This is a genomic window from Microbacterium sp. NPDC058062 (assembly GCF_042885375.1).
GTDB classification, from domain to species: Bacteria; Actinomycetota; Actinomycetes; order Actinomycetales; family Microbacteriaceae; genus Microbacterium; species Microbacterium trichothecenolyticum_C.
On sequence record NZ_JBHVSC010000002.1, the window covers coordinates 103,495 to 120,177 of the forward strand.

14 protein-coding genes are annotated in these 16,683 nt (G+C 70.1%); 5 read left to right on the forward strand and 9 right to left on the reverse strand.

Annotated elements, in window-relative coordinates; translation table 11 throughout:
• Window positions 1-20 precede the first annotated feature (20 nt).
• Entirely contained in the window at window positions 21-1,946 is a 1,926-nt protein-coding gene (locus ACFVSU_RS05165; RefSeq protein ID WP_387139042.1) for a hypothetical protein, read from the reverse strand.
• Between the two features lie 17 nt (window positions 1,947-1,963).
• Window positions 1,964-2,806: a hypothetical protein gene (locus tag ACFVSU_RS05170; RefSeq protein ID WP_387139045.1), complete on the reverse strand. Its 843-nt coding sequence runs from the start codon at window positions 2,804-2,806 to the stop codon at window positions 1,964-1,966.
• Between the two features lie 251 nt (window positions 2,807-3,057).
• Here ACFVSU_RS05170 and ACFVSU_RS05175 point away from each other — a divergent pair, with 251 nt between their 5' ends.
• Both ACFVSU_RS05175 and ACFVSU_RS05180 read left to right on the forward strand, forming a co-directional pair.
• A complete protein-coding gene (locus tag ACFVSU_RS05175) occupies window positions 3,058-4,497 on the forward strand; it encodes an APC family permease (protein WP_387139048.1) in 1,440 nt (479 codons plus the stop codon).
• The gene (locus ACFVSU_RS05180; protein WP_387139051.1) at window positions 4,494-5,240 is read left to right on the forward strand and encodes an IclR family transcriptional regulator; all 747 of its coding nucleotides are present in this window, start codon (window positions 4,494-4,496) and stop codon (window positions 5,238-5,240) included. Before ACFVSU_RS05175 ends, ACFVSU_RS05180 begins: the two co-directional genes overlap by 4 nt.
• 248 nt (window positions 5,241-5,488) lie before the next feature.
• Here ACFVSU_RS05180 and ACFVSU_RS05185 read toward each other — a convergent pair whose 3' ends face one another.
• From ACFVSU_RS05185 to ACFVSU_RS05195, 3 genes are read right to left on the reverse strand one after another with little or no spacing between them, the layout of a single operon-like run.
• Window positions 5,489-6,127 carry a DUF305 domain-containing protein gene (locus ACFVSU_RS05185; protein WP_387139054.1) on the reverse strand — a complete coding sequence of 213 codons (639 nt, stop codon included), beginning with the start codon at window positions 6,125-6,127 and terminating at the stop codon, window positions 5,489-5,491.
• A gap of 44 nt (window positions 6,128-6,171) precedes the next feature.
• Complete coding sequence (locus ACFVSU_RS05190) at window positions 6,172-8,211, reverse strand: helicase HerA-like domain-containing protein (protein WP_387139056.1); 2,040 nt, start codon at window positions 8,209-8,211, stop codon at window positions 6,172-6,174.
• Between the two features lie 4 nt (window positions 8,212-8,215).
• On the reverse strand, window positions 8,216-8,881 hold the full coding sequence (locus tag ACFVSU_RS05195; RefSeq protein WP_387139059.1) for a phosphatase PAP2 family protein: 666 nt from the start codon (window positions 8,879-8,881) through the stop codon (window positions 8,216-8,218).
• Between the two features lie 208 nt (window positions 8,882-9,089).
• On the opposite strand from ACFVSU_RS05195, the gene ACFVSU_RS05200 reads away from it, so the two are divergent.
• Window positions 9,090-9,587: a nitroreductase family deazaflavin-dependent oxidoreductase gene (locus tag ACFVSU_RS05200; RefSeq protein WP_387139062.1), complete on the forward strand. Its 498-nt coding sequence runs from the start codon at window positions 9,090-9,092 to the stop codon at window positions 9,585-9,587.
• 7 nt (window positions 9,588-9,594) lie between these two features.
• On the opposite strand, the gene ACFVSU_RS05205 is transcribed toward ACFVSU_RS05200, so the two are convergent.
• Window positions 9,595-10,950, reverse strand: coding sequence for a multidrug effflux MFS transporter (locus ACFVSU_RS05205; RefSeq protein ID WP_387139065.1), 1,356 nt, complete (start codon window positions 10,948-10,950; stop codon window positions 9,595-9,597).
• Between the two features lie 387 nt (window positions 10,951-11,337).
• Between ACFVSU_RS05205 and ACFVSU_RS05210 the strand changes: the two genes are divergently transcribed.
• On the forward strand, window positions 11,338-12,048 hold the full coding sequence (locus ACFVSU_RS05210) for a DUF3105 domain-containing protein (RefSeq protein WP_387139068.1): 711 nt from the start codon (window positions 11,338-11,340) through the stop codon (window positions 12,046-12,048).
• Window positions 12,049-12,056: 8 nt separating this feature from the next.
• Window positions 12,057-12,731 carry a DUF305 domain-containing protein gene (locus ACFVSU_RS05215; RefSeq protein ID WP_387139071.1) on the forward strand — a complete coding sequence of 225 codons (675 nt, stop codon included), beginning with the start codon at window positions 12,057-12,059 and terminating at the stop codon, window positions 12,729-12,731.
• 85 nt (window positions 12,732-12,816) lie between these two features.
• On the opposite strand, the gene ACFVSU_RS05220 is transcribed toward ACFVSU_RS05215, so the two are convergent.
• From ACFVSU_RS05220 to ACFVSU_RS05230, 3 genes are all read right to left on the reverse strand, one after another.
• Window positions 12,817-13,794 (reverse strand): carbohydrate ABC transporter permease, encoded by a 978-nt coding sequence (locus ACFVSU_RS05220; RefSeq protein ID WP_387139074.1) that lies wholly within the window; start codon window positions 13,792-13,794, stop codon window positions 12,817-12,819.
• The gene (locus ACFVSU_RS05225; RefSeq protein WP_387139077.1) at window positions 13,794-15,137 is read right to left on the reverse strand and encodes a carbohydrate ABC transporter permease; all 1,344 of its coding nucleotides are present in this window, start codon (window positions 15,135-15,137) and stop codon (window positions 13,794-13,796) included. Before ACFVSU_RS05225 ends, ACFVSU_RS05220 begins: the two co-directional genes overlap by 1 nt.
• A 93-nt stretch (window positions 15,138-15,230) precedes the next feature.
• The gene (locus ACFVSU_RS05230; RefSeq protein WP_387139080.1) at window positions 15,231-16,571 is read right to left on the reverse strand and encodes an ABC transporter substrate-binding protein; all 1,341 of its coding nucleotides are present in this window, start codon (window positions 16,569-16,571) and stop codon (window positions 15,231-15,233) included.
• Window positions 16,572-16,683 lie beyond the last annotated feature (112 nt).

Sequence of the window (16,683 nt, forward strand, 5' to 3'; positions counted from 1 at the left end):
CGCCGCCCCGCGGGAGCGGGTCAGGCGTGAGCCTTCAGGCTCTGCTGACGCCGCAGGTACCACGAGGTGCCGGCGAGGGCCGCGCCGGCGACCAGGAGCACGAGCCCCGAGAGTGCCCAGCGGTTCGCATCGGTGCCCGTGGCGGCGAGAGCACCGAACACCGCTGCGGGCGACGCGGATGCCACCGTGAACGTGCCCTGCGCCACCGCCGACGAGGTCTGCCCGGTCAGCACGAGGGTGTGCTCACCGGCCGGTGTGGCCGACGGGACGACGAACTGCGCGGTCACGACACCCTCGCTGTCGGCGACGAACGTGCCGACGTTGACGGGGTCGGAGTGCAGCACGGCGCTCACCGTCTCGCCAGGGGTGAATCCGCTCGCCGTGGCCGTCTGCGCGGCCCCCGGAGCGACCTCGCCCGAGCCGAACGTCACGGAGGCGGCGGCCGGCGTGGCCCCGTTCCCGTTCCCGTTCCCGTTCCCGTTGCCGTTGCCGTTCCCGTTCCCGTTGCCGTTGCCGTTGCCGTTGCCGTTGCCGTTGCCGTTGCCGTTGCCCGGCGTGGTCGGCGTCGCGGTCGGGGTGGGCTCACCCGTCGGCTCGGTCGTCGGCGTGGGTGTGGGCGACGCCGTCGGCGTCGGGGTGATGTTGGGGTTCGGAACGCCCCGCATGTCGCCGTTGACCCACTTGCGGCCCTCGGGGATGTTGGGGTTCTGCGCGGCGAAGTCACGCGGGTAGAGGGTGAAGCCCTGCCAGTGGATCGGCATGGGGCTCTGGTCCTCGTCGCGGTTGATGTGGTGGAAGCCGACGTTCACCCACGCCACCGGGTCCTCGAGCGACTCGCCGTCGGCGATGTAGTCGGTGACCATCTGGCCCGCCTTCGACGGGATGAGGTTGTGGCTCGCGTGCACCTCGTCCGACTTCGCCGACGTGAACGCGATGTCGAAGTCGGTCTCGGGGTTGAGGTTGTAGGCCTGGTCGCGCGGCACGATGATCTCGTACGAGCGCGCGTGGCCGTCCGCGTTGAGGCTCTCCGGGTTCACGACCCGGTACGCCTCGCGGTTCGCGCCCATCGTCTTTGTCTCGTTCGTGACCTGGGTGAGCTGCGTCTCGAGGATCGCGGTGTGGCCGGTGTCGCCCGTCGTGCCGTACTCGCCCGTGGGGGTGGTGGCGAACTTCTCCACGACCTGGTTCGCGCCCGAGTCGATGCCGAAGTCCACGCGCCAGAAGGCCGAGTGGTAGTGGTTGACGGCGAAGTCCTCCTGGCCCGGCGCGATCGGCCAGCCCTGGTTGACGACGTTCACGTAGTCGTTGGGCGACAGGTCGCCGGTCGCGCCGAGGCGCACCGAGATCTCGCCGTCATCGTGGAACCGGTACTCGGTCTGGTACTCGTACCAGCCGATACGCGACACCGTGTGCAGCACGAGGTCCGTGCCCTGCGCCGCGTAGAGCGCGTCGCGCGCGATGTTCGAGCGGTACGCGAGGCCCGAGTCCTCCTCGCCGATGCAGAGCGCGGGGATCGCGCCGCGAGCCGCGTCGACCCAGGCGTTGAAGACGTCGCCGACCGGGCAGTCCACCGCCTCGATCGCCTGCAGGCGACGGCCACCCACCTGGTAGGTGGTGACGTCGTTGTACTCGGTGGCTCCGGTGTCGTAGGGCACGTTGAGCTGGGCGAGCGCGATCGAGTCGAGCACGAGGATCGGCGCCGCGTCGTCCCGCGGCTGGTACGCGATCTTGTCGAGCACGAGGCCGCGGTAGGTGTCGAGGCGCCAGCACATCTGCCAGCTCGAGCCGGACTCCAGTGTCTCCGAGACGAGGGATTCGCCGGAGCAGGATGCCTCGGTGACGGTCTGCGCGGATGCTGCGGCCGGCGCCGACAGCACGAGGCCGCCCGCGAGGAGGGCCATCGCGGTGCCCGCGCCGAGAAGCCGGCGGAGGGACGTTCGTTTCATCGGGAGTGTCTCCATGGTCATGAGATGGACAGGACGGCGCGCGTCGACAGGTTGACGACGTACGTGCTGGTGGTGAGGAAGGCGCCGCCGTCGACCTGGGCGAGCACCTGCACGCACCGGTCGATGCCGCACGATTCGGCGCCGAAGGATCCGGCATCCGTCACGAACGAGTGGGCGGTGAGGAGCACCTCGGCGGATGCCGGGGTCAGGACGGAGCCCCCGGTGAGGGCGGCGAACTCGTCGACCACGGGCTGCGCCGAGTCGTCGTCGAGCAGCAGCTCCCACGCGAACGAGGTCTCGGCGTCGGTCGGCGCGGGCTGCGTGCCCGACGCACGGTCGACCGACTCGATCGCGCCGTTGGTGACGTTGACGATCATGCTGACCAACTCGTTGGTGGCGTAGTCGTAGTACAGCGAAAGCAGCCGGCGGTGCCCGTCCGAGTACGCCTGCGGGTCGGCGACGTCGGTCGAGAGGAACTGCAGGCCGGGCTCGCCGAACAGGTCCTTGCCCGCAGCGAACGCGGCGTCCTGGGCGCCGAGGAAGCGCACGTACTCGACCTCGGCGCCGGTGAGCCCGTCGTACGCGGCGGCGACGGTGGCCGGCTTCGGAACCTCCGTCGCCTTCTCGGGGGCGTCCTCGTCGGTGCTGTCTGCGGCGATGGGGGTGGACGCCGGCGATTCAGGGGACGAGGTCGCCTGCACAGCGGTCTGCGTCGCGAACACCAGCGCGACAGCCGCGGCGGTCGCGGCGAGCGCCGAGCCGATGCCCAGCGTGCGGGGAGTGAGGAAGCGGCCCCGCCTCGAGGGCCGCGGGTCCGAGGGCGGCGAGTCCCCCTCGGTGGAGAGCTGTTGTTCGGTCACAAGAGTCCTTTCGACGGCGATGACGCGGCTCGCACCCGCATCGAGGCCGATTCTTGGACGCCCCCGTTTCCCGATGATTCGGGTCCGCGAACGTCGGGCGAAAACTTCGTGAGACGAGGCCGCGCGATCGACGTCCTTCGTTCCCACGGCTCGTCACGAGGCCGAAACATGCCCCGTCGTTCCCGGCAACGCGCAGCCGGTAGCGTCACGGCCAGCCGCACGGCGGCGAGCGTCGGAAGCGAGGAGGTCGCGTGAGCAGTGCACTCGCGGACGCGATCGAGCGGGCTCGCCCGCGCAACGACCTCGGCGCCCGCTCACCGTTCGCCGGTCTCCGCCGACGCCATGCCCACACGATCGACGTGGTCGCGCAGTCCGTGGCCGCCACCGCTCCCGCTGGCGTGCTCCTGATCCATCCCGCCGCCGCCTTCGCACGCAGCGGCTCCTTCGCCTTCCTCGACATCGCGATCACGATCACCCTCGTGGTGGGCGTGGGACTCGTGATCGGCATGTTTGCGCGACGCATCGCGAGTACGGGGTCCCTCTACACGTTCGCGGTGCGGGGGCTCGGCTCGCACGCCGGTCTCCTCACCGGTGCCGCGCTGGGCATCGGCTACCTCGCCGTGGCGATGAACACGCTGGCCTCCGGGTCGACGCGACTGGCGAACATCGTGAGCGGAGGCGACGCTCCGCCGTGGCTCGTGACCGCCCTCATGGCCGGCTTCGGGGCGGTCATCGCCTTCGTCGTCGCCCGTGGGCTGCGCATGTCGACACGCGTTCTGTTGGTGCTCGAGTCGATCGCGGTCGTGACGGTGCTCGGCCTCTCCATCGCCGCGCTCAGCCTCACCCGCTGGGACGTCGGTCTTCTCATCCCCCGCGCCCCGGACGTGTCGCTCGAGGCGATCATCACCGGCGTCGCCTTCGCCCTCATCGGGTTCGTGGGATTCGAGAGCGGCGCCGCGCTCGGCCCCGAGACCCGTCGCCCGTTCGCCGCCGTCCCCCGCGCGATCATGGTGAGCGTCGGAGCCACGGGACTCGTGATGCTCGTCGGCACCGCGGCTCAGCTGTCGATCGTCGCGGAGCGGCCGGGTGCGGCATCCCTCGCCTCCGTCACCGGACTCGCGACCCTCATCGACGTGATCGTGGCGATCTCGTTCCTCGCGTGCGCGCTCGCGATGACCAACGCCGCGACGCGCTTGGTCTTCGCGATGAGCCGCGAGGGACTGATGCCTGCGGCGTTCGGACGCGTGTCGCGGCGCGGGGTGCCGGCGATCGGCGGGGTGCTGCTCGCCGCTGTGGTCACGCTGGTGCCCGTCGCCGTCCTCGCGGGGGGCGGCAGCCGGCAGGACATGCGCATCGTCACCTCACCGGCGTCGATCCTCGGCTTCGTGCTCGCATACGCGCTCGTGTGCGCGGCGGCTCCGGTGTTCCTCGCGCGGATCGGCGAGCTGACCGTTCGGGCGGTCCTGCTCAGCGTCGTGCCGCTCGCGGGGCTGCTGTGCGTGCTGGGCTTCTACCTCGCCGCGACGCTGCGCGACAATCCGGCGGGCCTGCTGTGGTCCGTGGGCATCCTCGCCGCAGTCGTGGTCGCCGGGTCGGTCCGACTGGCGCGCCATCCGCGTGTGGCCGCCAGAATCGGCGTGCACGACTGGCCGACCGACGCGGACTGCATCGACGGGCCGGCGCGGACGTGAGCGGCGCGGGCCTCGCGGACGACACCCGCCTGCCGGAGAAGGGTCTGGGCCTGGCCCTCGAGATCCTCGAGCAGGTCGCGCGTGACGACCGCGGCGCCTCTGCGGCCGAGATCGCCCGTGCCGTCGGCGCGCCCCGCGCGACGGTCTACCGCGTCGTCAACTCGCTCGTGCGCGACGAGTACCTCGTGCGCCGCGGCGACTTCTCGGGGTTCCTCCTCGGCACGCGCGTGCTGGAGCTCGCCGCGATCGTGGGCGCGCGCACCCGGCCGGAGCACGCCGCCGTGGTCGCGCGGCTGCGGGACGACACCGGCGAGGCCGTGCACCTGTTCGCCTTCCACCGCTCGGGCCTGATGGTCCTCGACGAGGACGAGTCCCAGCCGCTGTCGGACCTCGACGCCCTCCTCGCCGACCCCACGCGCTCGGCGATCGGGCATCTCTGGCTCGTCGCTCACCCCGACCGCCGGCTGCCGCAGGCACCGAACTGGCGCGTCGCCCCGCCGGCGGACGAGGTGCGCGCGATCCACGAGGCGTACGCCGTGCGCGGGTACACCGAGCAGGTCGCCCTGCTCACCTCCGATCGGGGCTGCCTCGCGGTGCCGATCCACGACGACGCGGCCCGCCCGGTCGGGGCGGTGACGCTCTCGACCTCGATCTCGCGCCTCTCCGTGGCGGCCCGCCACGTCGGCGCGCTACGCGACGCAGCCCGGGCCCTCGCTCCCCTCGGCTCGCTCAGCGGCTGGTGACGCTCGCTCGCATCGCATCCCTCGCCGCTCGCAGCGCACCTGGTGGCGCTCCGCTCGCATCAGATCCCTCGCCGCTCTCCGCGCCTGGTGACCTCCGTGCTCCTATGCCCTCCTCTTCAACAGGTCAACCGGGCTTCCGCCGGACCGGATCGCGCTTCCCATTCCGGCCGAAGCCCGGTTGACCTGTCGAAGGAGGGGGATGTGGATGCTGCGACCGCGGCATCCGTCAACGCCGGCGGGGTCGCAGGTCACGGCAGGGCGTCGAGGATCCCCTGCAGCGTCTCCTGGTCGGCTTCGGCCTGCTTCAGCACATCCTCGGCGGACTCCGCCACCGCCGGATGCGGATCGCCCTCGAGGATGAGCGTGACCAGCGCGATCATGCCCGCATTCTGAGCCTGGAGGATCTCGGCGAACCGCCGCTCGGCATCGGGGTGCTGCGCGTCCACGAATCCCTGCAGCGTGCTCCACGACGGCATGCCGGGCATCTGCGCGTGGTCGGATCCGTGGCCGCCGCACGGGCCGTCCGTCGGCGGCTCGGCCGGACGCGCGTCCGCCCAGGAGAGGTACCACGCGCGCAGATCGTCGAGTTCGTCCTCGTTCCGGGCGGCGATGCCGGTGGCGAATCCCAGCGCCCCGGCGTCGATGCCGTCCTTGCGGAGCAGCGTCTCCGCGAGCTCCTGCTCCTTGACGCGGTAGTAGATCATCGCCTCGACGTAGCAATAGTCGTCGGCGGTCACCGGGGCCCCGGCCGACGCCGAGGGTGACGCGGGCGCCGAAGGCGCAGCATCCGTGTTCCCGGCCGTCGCGGCGATCGCGAGCCACACACCGACCGCCGCCGTCGCCAGGGCGAGCGTCAGCAGGGCGACGAGAACCACTCTGCGGCGCACGCGAGACCTCCGGATCGGGAGCGACCCGCCGGGGTCGGGATGCGTCAGCGCTTACCGGTGCCGAAGATCCCGCGGATCACCCCACCCAGTATCGTCTGGGTCGACTTCGAGTTGAGAATCTGCTCGATCGGCGACTTCTGCGAGGACCGCGACGTGCGCGTCGTGCCGGCGGTCTTCTTGAGCAGGCGCTCGTACTCCTGCTGCGCCTTCTTCTCGGCGGCGGCGCTCGCCTTGTCGGCGGCGGCCTGCTGCTTGTCGATCGCCGCCTTCTGCTTCGCGTACTCGGCATCGGCCTTCGCCTTGGCGACTGCGGCGTCCTCGGCGGCGGCCGCGTCGTCGGCCGCCTGCATCTTCTTCGCGAGGATCTCGCGCGCCGACTCGCGGTCGATCGCCGTGCCGTACTTGGCCAGCAGCGGCGAGGCGTTCACGGCCGCGACGATCGCCGGCTCCGGCGTCGGCGACATGAGGCCCTGCGGCGCGCGCAGCCGCGTCCAGGCCACCGGCGTCGGCGCGCCCTTCTCGCTCATCACGGTGACGATCGCCTCACCCGTGCCGAGCTCCTGCAGCACGCGCTCGAGGTCGTAGCCCGACTTCGGGTAGGTGCCGACCGTCGCGCGCAGCGCCTTGGCGTCGTCAGGCGTGAAGGCCCGCAGGGCGTGCTGCACACGCGAGCCGAGCTGGCCGAGCACATCGGACGGCACGTCCTTCGGGGTCTGCGTCACGAAGAAGACGCCGACGCCCTTCGACCGGATGAGCCGCACCGTCTGCACGATGGCGGCGAGGAAGTCCTTCGAGGCGTCCTTGAACAGCAGGTGCGCCTCGTCGAAGAAGAAGACGAGCTTCGGCTTGTCGGCATCCCCCACCTCGGGGAGGATCTCGAACAGTTCCGCCAGCAGGTACATCAGGAACGTCGAGAACAGCGCCGGCTTGTCGATGACGCCGGGTACCTCGAGCAGGCTGATGACACCGCGGCCGTCGGGCGCCGTGCGGATGAAATCGGCCACGTCGAACTCGGGCTCGCCGAAGAACACGTCGGCTCCGGCATCCGCGAAGGTGATGAGCTCGCGCAGGATCACTCCGGCCGTCGCCGCAGACAGTCCGCCGAGCTCCTTGAGCTCGGCCTTGCCCTCGTCGCTCGTGAGGTGCGTGAGCACGGCGCGGAGGTCCGACAGGTCGACGAGCGCCAAGCCGTTCGCGTCGGCGTAGTGGAAGACGAGGCCGAGGCTCGACTCCTGCGTGTCGTTGAGGCCGAGCACCTTGCTGAGCAGCAGCGGGCCGAAGCCCGACACCGTCGCCCGCACCGGCACGCCCTTGCCCACCCCGCCCAGCGCGAAGTACTCGGTGACGGATGCCTCGGGCTTCCAGTCCTGACCGATCGCCCGGGTGCGTGCGAGCAGCTTCTCGCTCGGCTCCCCCGGCGTCGCGACCCCCGACAGGTCGCCCTTGATGTCGGCGGCGAACACGGGCACGCCCTTCGCCGCGAGTTGTTCGGCGAGCCCCTGCAGGGTGCGCGTCTTGCCCGTGCCGGTCGCACCCGCGACGAGCCCGTGGCGGTTCATCATCGGCAGCGGGATGCGGATCTGCGCCGACGGAACAGGGTCCCCGTTGAGAAGGGCGCCCAGATCGAGCGTCGCGGTGCCGGCGTCGAAGGTGTACCCGGCCGTGACCTTCTCGACCTCCGGTGCGGCGAGAGGGCCGTCTTGCGTCGGCTGCGTGGCTGGTTCGCTCGGATTCTGTTCCCGCGTGGTGGCGTCCGAGGCGGGCGCTCCCGCGGGCCCCTGGGCCTGCGAACCCGCCGCCCCCTGCGTCCTCGATTGAGGATCTGCGCCGAGCTGAGGAGCAGTTCCGCCCGAAGCCTCCGCATTTCGGCTCTCGTCCTCAGATGAGGATGCCGTGGGCGCGGGTGCGGCGGTGGCCTTGGCCTTCGCGGCGGCGGCCTCGGCGGCGGCGAGCGCGGCCTTGGCCTGGGCGGCCTTCAGCTGGGCCTCGGCGGCCTCGGCCTCGGCGCGAAGTCGCGCGAGTTCCGCCTCGGCGGCGACGACGGCCGGATCGGACGCGGGCGAATCGGGCACGGCGGAGGTCATGCGCTCAGCCTAGCCACGGGCGTTTCGCCGAGGCATCCATCCCCTCCCGCGTCATCGGAACGGCGAACGCCGCCGCCACGAGCAGCGCCGCGCCGGCGCCGAGGAGCGCTCCGCCGACGGTGTCGCTCAGCCAGTGCGCATGCAGATAGGTGCGGCTGAAGGCCATGAGCACGACCCACGCGGCACCCACGACGCCCACCCAGACGCGCGGGAAGATGATCACCGCAGCGACCGCGATCGTGGCGGCGTTGGCCACATGCCCCGACGGGTATGAACCGTAGTCGGAGATGACGAGGATGTCTTCGGGGCGCACGCGGCCGAAGAGGTGCTTCAGCACCTGCACCCCCGCCGCCGACACCGCCTCAGCGGCGAGGAAGTACGCGGCAGCCCACGGCCGCCGCAGCACGACGAGCGCGATCGCCCCGCCGATCGGCACCGCGAGGACGCCGACCCACCCTCCGCCCAGGAAGTCCATGACGTGTGAGAACCCGGTCAGGGCCGGATGCCACAGCTCGGCAACGAGCAGATTCCACGCCGTGTCGATGGCGAACGGCTCGTCGCCGCGCGCGAAGATCCACCAGCCCAACAGGCACGACAGCACGACCAGCGCCGATCCCACCGCGAGATAGGCGATGACCGGCGTGGCCACGCGCCGCTGGACTGTCGTCATCGACCCATTCTGCCCGGAGGGTTCATCCCCGCCACCCCCTTGCGGACCCGGCGCGCCGCATGGCACGCCCCGTGGCCGCGACCGGTCCGGCGAGGCCGCGACCGGTCCGGCGAGGCCGCCGATCCTCGCGGGACCGCACGAACGCACCGGGTACGAACGCAGCCCGGTGCTATCGTGCGGTCTCATCGGCGAGCGCGAGGAGGTCCGGGTGGCATCGGTGGTCGACGTGGTGCGCAGGCTCATCGCACCGCTCACGCGCACGCGGGTGTTCCGCCGCGTGATCGGTCCGGCATTCCTGCCGCCGATCGAGCGCGTGGTCGCCTGGGTGTCGCACGGACGCGTGCAGGTGAGCGCGCTGCTGGTGCCGTCGCTCGTGCTCCACACCGTCGGCGCGAAGTCCGGTGAGCCGCGGGACGTGCCCCTCATGTACACGCCCGACGGGCGCGGCCGCGCGATCGTGGCCGGCACCAACTTCGCCGGTGTCCACCACCCGGCCTGGACCGCGAACCTGCTCGCCCACCCCGACGCCGCGATCACCGTGCGCGGGCGGCGCATGCCCGTCCGCGCCACGCCGGTGCCGGACGCCGAGCGCGACGCGGTGTGGGCGCGCATCGAGGCCCAGTGGCCCGGCTACCGCAACTACGAGCGGGAGTCCGGGCGCACCGTCCGCCTCTTCCGCCTGCAGCCTGTGCGGCCTCCGGCCTGACGCCGGCTCAGGGCGCGAGGCGCTCCACGGTGCGCGGGCGCACGATGAACCACAGCGACAGCACGCCGATCACGGCGCACCCGACCATGACCGCGGCCATCGTGGTGGCGGTGATGCCGGCGTCCTTCGCGATCCAGCCCACCAGCGGCGAGATGAGGCCGGCGACGCCGAAGTTCGTCGCGCCGATGATCGACTGCGCGGTGCCCGCGGCCTTGCCGTGGCGGTCGAGCGCGAGCACCTGCACGCAGGGGAACGTGAATCCGCACGCGGTCATGAAAACGAAGAGCGGCACGATCGTGCCCCACAGGCCCAGGCCGAGCTGGTCGGTGACGATGATGGCGGATGCGGCGACCACGAGCACCGCGGTCGACCAGGCCATGACCCACTGCGGGCCGAACCGCGCTGCCAGCCGCGACGCCGTCTGCACACCCACGACGACGCCCAGCGAGTTGACGGCGAACATCAGCCCGTACTGCTGCGCGGAGAGGCCGTAGCTCAGCTGGAAGAGGAACGACGAGCTCGACAGGTACGAGAACAGGCCCGAGAAGGTCATGCCGCCGATGATGAGCACGCCGATGAAGACGCGGTCACTGAAGACGCTCCGGTAGCGCTGCCAGACGGTCGTGGCGCCCTTGTCGTGGCGACGCGCGGGCGGCAGCGTCTCGGGAAGCAGGAAGATCGAGGCGACGAGCATGACCGCGCCGTACACCGCGAGCACGACGAAGACCCCACGCCACGGCATGACCGCGAGCAGCGCCGAGCCGACGAGCGGCGCGAGCACCGGCGCGACACCCGACACGAGCGCGAGTCGGGAGAGCATGACCACCAGGCGGCGCCCACCGAACAGGTCGCGGACGATCGCGGCGGCGACGACACCACCGGCCGCGGCGCCGGCGCCCTGGAGCACGCGGGCCACCGACAGCAGCTCGAGCGTGGGCGCGAGCGCTGCCCCGACGCTGGCCACGACGTGCAGCGCGGTCACCGACAGCAGCGGGATGCGCCGACCGACCTTGTCGCTCAGCGGGCCGACGATGAGCTGTCCCAGGGCGAAGCCGATCATCGTGCCCGTGAGGGTCAGCTGGATCATGGCGGCCGTGGTCTGGAAGTCCGCCTCGAGCACCGGGAACGCCGGCAGGTAGAGGTCGATCGTGAACGGGCCGAGCGCGGTGAGCGCTCCGAGCAGCACGATGTAGAGGACGCGACGGCGGTGCGGGATCGAGTCGCCCGGGTGGAGGACGATCGGCGCGGTGGCCGGGTTGCTGCCGAGCGTGCGGATGGCACCCGTGGACGTCGGCTGGGGCTTCGGCGCGGCGGGGAGGTGGGCTTCGGGCTTCTGCGTGGGGATGGAGGCGGTGTCGAGCAACAGTGGACTTCGTTTCGTGGCAAGGGGTTCGACGGGCGGCGGGCGAGGCGGAACGGCGTCGACACCGGCTGAGCCGGTCTCGGCGCGCAGGGAGGAACGGACCGAGATGACGCGGGTCGTCCAGCGCTGCCGATCGGCACCGGGGCCCGCACGATCGACCGTGGAGGTCGAATCGATTCGAGTTTCCATGATAACGGATGCCTCCGGCCCGCCCGCAAGCGGTATCCCGCGGCTGTGGCGGCCAGCCATCCGAGGCGCCGCTGTCGGCTCCTTCCCAGGGGGCCGACTCATGCACTCGCATAGGATGAGGACAACCCGTCAGCCGCCCCCGAGCGGTGCGCGCCGGGCGCCCAGACCCCTGTTCATCGATTGGCAGAGATCACGAGCATGACCCCGACCCCCGACGACCAGCGCAAGAGCGGCAACCCCGCCACCCAGGCCAAGATCGACCTCACGGTCAAGCAGCAGCGCGAGCAGAAGCGCCAGGAGAAGCTCGCCGAGTACCAGAAGCAGCTCGCGAAGCGCAAGCGCAGCAAGCTCGTGTGGTGGATCGTCGGCTCGACCGCCGCCGTCCTGGTCGTGGCGGCGATCGTCGCCTCGATCGTCTTCGCGCCGGCCCCCGCCCCGTCGTACGCCCGCGGCGACAGCGACGGCAGCGGCATCGAGGGCGTCGAGACCTTCACGAACACGGCGAACCACGTCGAGGGCGCGGTCGAGTACCCGCAGACTCCCCCGGCCGGCGGCGACCACAACGCCATGTGGCTCAACTGCGGCGTGTACACGGAGCCCGTCCCGAACGAGAACGCCGTGCACGCGCTCGAGCACGGTGCGGTGTGGGTCACGTACGACCCCGCGCAGGTGTCCGCCGACGACATCGCCAAGCTCGAGGGCGAACTGCCCTCGACCTACACGGTGCTCTCGCCCTACGACGACATGGACACCCCCATCGCGCTGAGCGCGTGGAACGCCCAGCTCAAGGTCGACTCGGCGGACGACGCGCGCATCGAGGAGTTCATCAAGGCGTACTGGAAGAGCACCAACGCCCCCGAGCCGAACGCCGCCTGCACCGGCGCGTACGACGCTCCCGGCAAGAAGTAGGTCGCGGCGTGTCGGACGAGCCCTCGACGGGAAGCTCCCGGCGATGGTTCGTCGTCGCCGTGGCGCTCATCCTCATCGCGGGCCTCGCGTTCGCGGTGGGGCGCTTCTCGACGTTCGGCTCACAGGCGGCTGCGTCGAGTCCCGGCACCAACTCGCCTGAGGCCGGGTTCTCGCGAGACATGCAGGTGCATCACGCGCAGGCGATCGAGATGGCGATGGAGATCTATCGCAAGACCGACGACGACGAGCTCCGCGTGCTGTCATACGACATCGCCACCGGTCAGGCCGGCCAGCGCGGCGAGATGTTCGACTGGCTCGTCCAGTGGGGGCTCTCCCAGTCCGGCGGGCCGATGATGCAGTGGATGGATGCCTCGGACGCGGGCCACGCGCACGGTGGCTCGTCCGCCAAGCCCATGACCGACGAAGAGGCACACGCGGCGATGGGGATGGCGTCGGCCGACGAGATCGCCGCGCTCCAGGCGGCGACGGGTGTTGCGGCGGACTGCCAGTTCCTCACGCTCATGATCCGCCACCACGAGGGCGCGATCCCGATGGCGGAGGCTCTCCTCGAGCTCGGCACCGACCCGCGCGCCCTCGAGGTCGCCACCGCGATCAAGAACGGCCAGACCGCCGAGATCGACGCGATGGAATCGATCCAGACCCGCCTCGGCTGCACCGGCTGACCGCGGAGAGCGACGACAGCACCAGAAACGGATGCCGCGACCCTGCGTGAGACGCAGGCTCGCGGCATCCGTCATCTGTGGTCGATCAGCCCTTCGTCGCGCCGGCCATGAGTCCGCGCACGAAGAACCGCTGCAGCGCGAGGAACACGATGATCGGGACGAACAGCACCAGGAACGCTCCGGCCGACACGAGGAACCATTGGTTGCCCCACGTGCCGGACAACGAATTCAGCGTCTGCGTCATCGGCAGCGATGTCGTCGGGGCGAAGATCGTCGCGACGAGCAGGTCGTTCCACACCCAGATGAACTCGAGGATGGCGAACGACGCGAGCGCCGGCGTCGCGAGCGGCAGGATGATCCGGAAGAAGATCTGCCCGTGCCCGGCGCCGTCGACGCGAGCCGCCTCGATCACGTCGGAGGGGATCTCCGAGATGAAGTTGTGCAGGAGGAAGATCGCCAGCGGCATCGCGAAGATGACGTGGGCGATCCACACCGTCGCGAAGCTGTGATCGACGTCGCGCATCTCGAGGCCGGGGAAGATCTGCACGTCGCCGATCTGGAGCCCCCTCGAGAAGAGGCTCAGCAGCGGCACGAGTGCCATCTGGATCGGGACGATCTGCAGGGCGAACACCGCGACGAACAGGAACCCGCGGCCCTTGAAGTCCATCCAGGCGAACGCGTACGCGGCGAGCGACGCGACAGCCAGGGCGAAGATCGTGACCGGGATCGTGATCGCCAGGGAGTTGAGGAAGGACTCGCCGAGCGTCAGCGCCGTGCCACCGGACGTCAGCGCGTCCTGGTAGTTGCCGAGCGTGAAGTCGGGATTGGTGAAGACCGTCCACCAGCCCGTCGTCGCCGAGGCGGCGCCCGGCCGGAACGACGTGATCAAGAGTCCCAGCGTCGGGATCGTCCACAGGAACGCGATCGCGATCGCGATCACTGTGGCGACCGGCGACGTCAGCCGCTTGTGTGCCAGCGCCTCGTTGCGACGCGTCTCGCGCGCCACCTTCCGCGCGTCCGCCTTGCTGAACTGCGGCGTGGTCTTGGAGTCGACGGCGGTCATCATCGCACCTCCCTCTGCTTGCGCAGCTGCATGACGTTGTAGACGATCAGCGGCGTCACGAACACGAAGATCAGCACGGCGAGCGCCGCCGCGTGACCGTAGCTCTGGAACCGCTGCTGCTGGTTCACCATCTCGAAGCCGAGCACGGTCGAGTTCGACCGGCCACCGGTCATCACGGCCACGATGTCGTACAGCTTCAGCGCGGCGATCGTGATGGTCGTCAGCACGACGATGATCGAGGTGCGGATGCCGGGCACCGTCACGTTGATGAACCGCTGCCAGGCCGACGTGCCGTCGAGCTGGGCGGCCTCGAGCTGTTCGACCGGCACCGCCTTCATCGCCGCGGAGAGCACGACCATCGCGAACCCGGTCTGCGCCCACACGAACGCGAAGAGCAGACAGAACGTGTTCACCAGCGGCCAGGTGTCGAGCCACCGGACCGGCTCGCCGCCGAAGGCGACGACGACGGCGTTGAGGATGCCGATCTGGTCGCCCTGACGGTAGTCGTAGACGAACTTCCAGATCAGGCTGATGCTCACCGGCGCGATCGCGAACGGCATGAACACCAGCACCTTGAGCAGCCGCTCACCGCGCGCCCGCTCCATGAACGCGGCGTAGGCCAGACCCACGATCGTCGCGAAGATCGGGGCGAAGATCGCCCAGATGAGGGTGTTGATGATCGACCAGAACCCCTGCGGGTTGGTGAACGCCCAGACGTAGTTCTCCATGCCGACGAAGTTCTCGCCGGTCTTGTCGTAGAACGACTGGATGATGGTCGCGATGCTCGGATAGACGAGACCGACGAGGATCGCGATCGCCGCCGGGGCCATGAAGAGGGTGAGCTGGTAGAGGTAGCCGGCTCCCTCGCGGGCCCGCAGGTCTGCCCAGAACAACAGGCCGCCCGCGATCAGGGCGATGGCGATCACGTAGATGACCGCCCCCTGATAGGGACGCAGCAGCATGAAGGCGAGGAACGGGATGGCGAAGCACGAGATGAGCCGCAGCCAGAAGTAGCCCCTGCCTTGGCGGGGCGCGAATTCGATGAGCACGAGCAGGATCGCGACCACGGCGGCGAAGACCAGCAGGATGATCGGGATCTGGACGATCGGCCCCAGGTTGCCGATCCATTGGAAGAAGGAGTTGTACGAGAACCCCAGTGACACCGGCCTGGCGTCGGGGTTGGCGGGGCTGAGCAGGAGGAAGACCACCAGTGCCGCGATCAGGATGAACCCGATCGTGACCACGAGCAGCGTCGTCCTCCGTGACGGAGGCTTCCTTCCTCCGCGTTCCGGCGGCGGCGTCCCCTGCGCCTCATCGGCCGCCGATGTTGTGGTCTGAGACATGTTCTGCCTTCCCCCGTCGACGTCGACGGATGAATCACCCCGGCGCCGGGTCCGCGCGGCGGACGCGCGGACCCGGCACCAGGATGCGGTGGATCAGTCCTGATACCCCGCCTGGATGTCTTCCAGCACCTGCGGCGTCGGCTTGCCGTCGATCCAGTCGACCATGCCGCGCCAGAACGAACCCGAACCGACGGTCGCCGGCATCAGGTCGGAGGCGTCGAACCGGAACACGGTGTTCGGGTCCTGCACGATCTTCATGGCTTCGGTGAGGAACTCGCTCGATGCCAGCGTCGGGTCGGCGCCCGTGTTGGCCGAGATCGCACCGCCGAGCTTCACGCGGGCGTCGGCAAACTCCGGCGTCGACATGAACTCGAGCACCGCCTGCGTGGCCGCGTCATCCGAGAACGCCGTCACCAGCTCACCGCCACCTTCGACCGCGAGCTCGCCCGCCTCCGGGCCAGGAAGGATGAACGCGTAGACGTCGCCGTCAGGCGCGACCGTCGGGGTCTGCCCGTCCGCCGTCTGCGCGGTGAGGAAGTTCGCCGTCAGGAACGACGCCTGGTGGGTCAGCGCACACGTGCCGTTGGCCACGGCCGCGGCGATCGGGTCGCCGAACGCGGTCGAGTTGATGCTCTTGACGTCGCCGAATCCGGCGTTGACGTAGTCGGGGTTGAGCAGGATCTCGCCGACGGAGTCGAACGCCGCCTCGATGTCCGGGTCGGTGAACGGTGTGTCGCCGTCTGCCCAGCTGTCATAGACGTCCGGTCCGGCCTGCCGCAGGACGAGGTCCTCGACCCAGTCCGTGCCCGGCCAGCCCGAGGCAGCCTCCGAAGAGAATCCCGCGCACCACGGCGTGGTGCCCGTCTTCTCGCGGATCGTGTCGGTCAGCGTGATGAGCTCGTCCCACGTCGTCGGGATCTCGACACCCCACTCCGCGAAGCTCTTGGGCGAGTAGTAGACGTAGCCCTTCAGGTTCGCGAGCATGGGCGCCGCGTAGAACGTGTCGTCGACCGTGCCGATCTTCTTCCACGTCTCGGACCAGTACTGGTCGACGTTGGCCTCGACGTCGGCGGGGGCCTCCTTCACCTCGCCGGTGTCGACCAGCGAGCGGAAGAGCCCCGGCTGGGGAACGATGGCGATGTCGGGAGCGGAGCCGCCCGCCACCTTGGTGACGATGTTGCCCTCGAATCCCTTGTCACCGGTGTAGTTGACGGTGATGCCGGTGTCTTTCTCGAACTGCTCGAAGGTCTTCTGGAGGTTCTCCGCCTCCGAGCCGGTGATGCCACCGGCGATCTCGACGGTCTCTCCTTCGACCGAGCCGCTGTCGCCACCGTCGTCGCCGCCCTCGGCGCAGCCGGCGAGTGTGAGTGCCGCGACGGCCGTCAGTCCCAGCGCGATGTAGCCGTGTCGACGACGTGATCGCAGTGCAGTCATGTGTCTGCCTCCTCTTTGAGTTCGCGGAGCCACGCCTCTCGGGCTCCACAGATGTGAGATCGGGAACCGATTCCATGCTCAAACTAGGGGATGCCGCCAGAGCGCACAATGA

What these genes read in the sequence shown, in the direction of transcription:
- ACFVSU_RS05165 (WP_387139042.1), bottom strand. Translation starts at nt 1,946, where the DNA reads ATGAAACGAACGTCCCTCCGCCGGCTTCTCGGCGCGGGCACCGCGATG.
- ACFVSU_RS05190 (WP_387139056.1), bottom strand. Translation starts at nt 8,211, where the DNA reads ATGACCTCCGCCGTGCCCGATTCGCCCGCGTCCGATCCGGCCGTCGTC.
- ACFVSU_RS05195 (WP_387139059.1), bottom strand. Translation starts at nt 8,881, where the DNA reads ATGACGACAGTCCAGCGGCGCGTGGCCACGCCGGTCATCGCCTATCTC.
- ACFVSU_RS05210 (WP_387139068.1), top strand. Translation starts at nt 11,338, where the DNA reads ATGACCCCGACCCCCGACGACCAGCGCAAGAGCGGCAACCCCGCCACC.
- ACFVSU_RS05220 (WP_387139074.1), bottom strand. Translation starts at nt 13,794, where the DNA reads ATGACCGCCGTCGACTCCAAGACCACGCCGCAGTTCAGCAAGGCGGAC.
- ACFVSU_RS05225 (WP_387139077.1), bottom strand. Translation starts at nt 15,137, where the DNA reads ATGTCTCAGACCACAACATCGGCGGCCGATGAGGCGCAGGGGACGCCG.
- ACFVSU_RS05230 (WP_387139080.1), bottom strand. Translation starts at nt 16,571, where the DNA reads ATGACTGCACTGCGATCACGTCGTCGACACGGCTACATCGCGCTGGGA.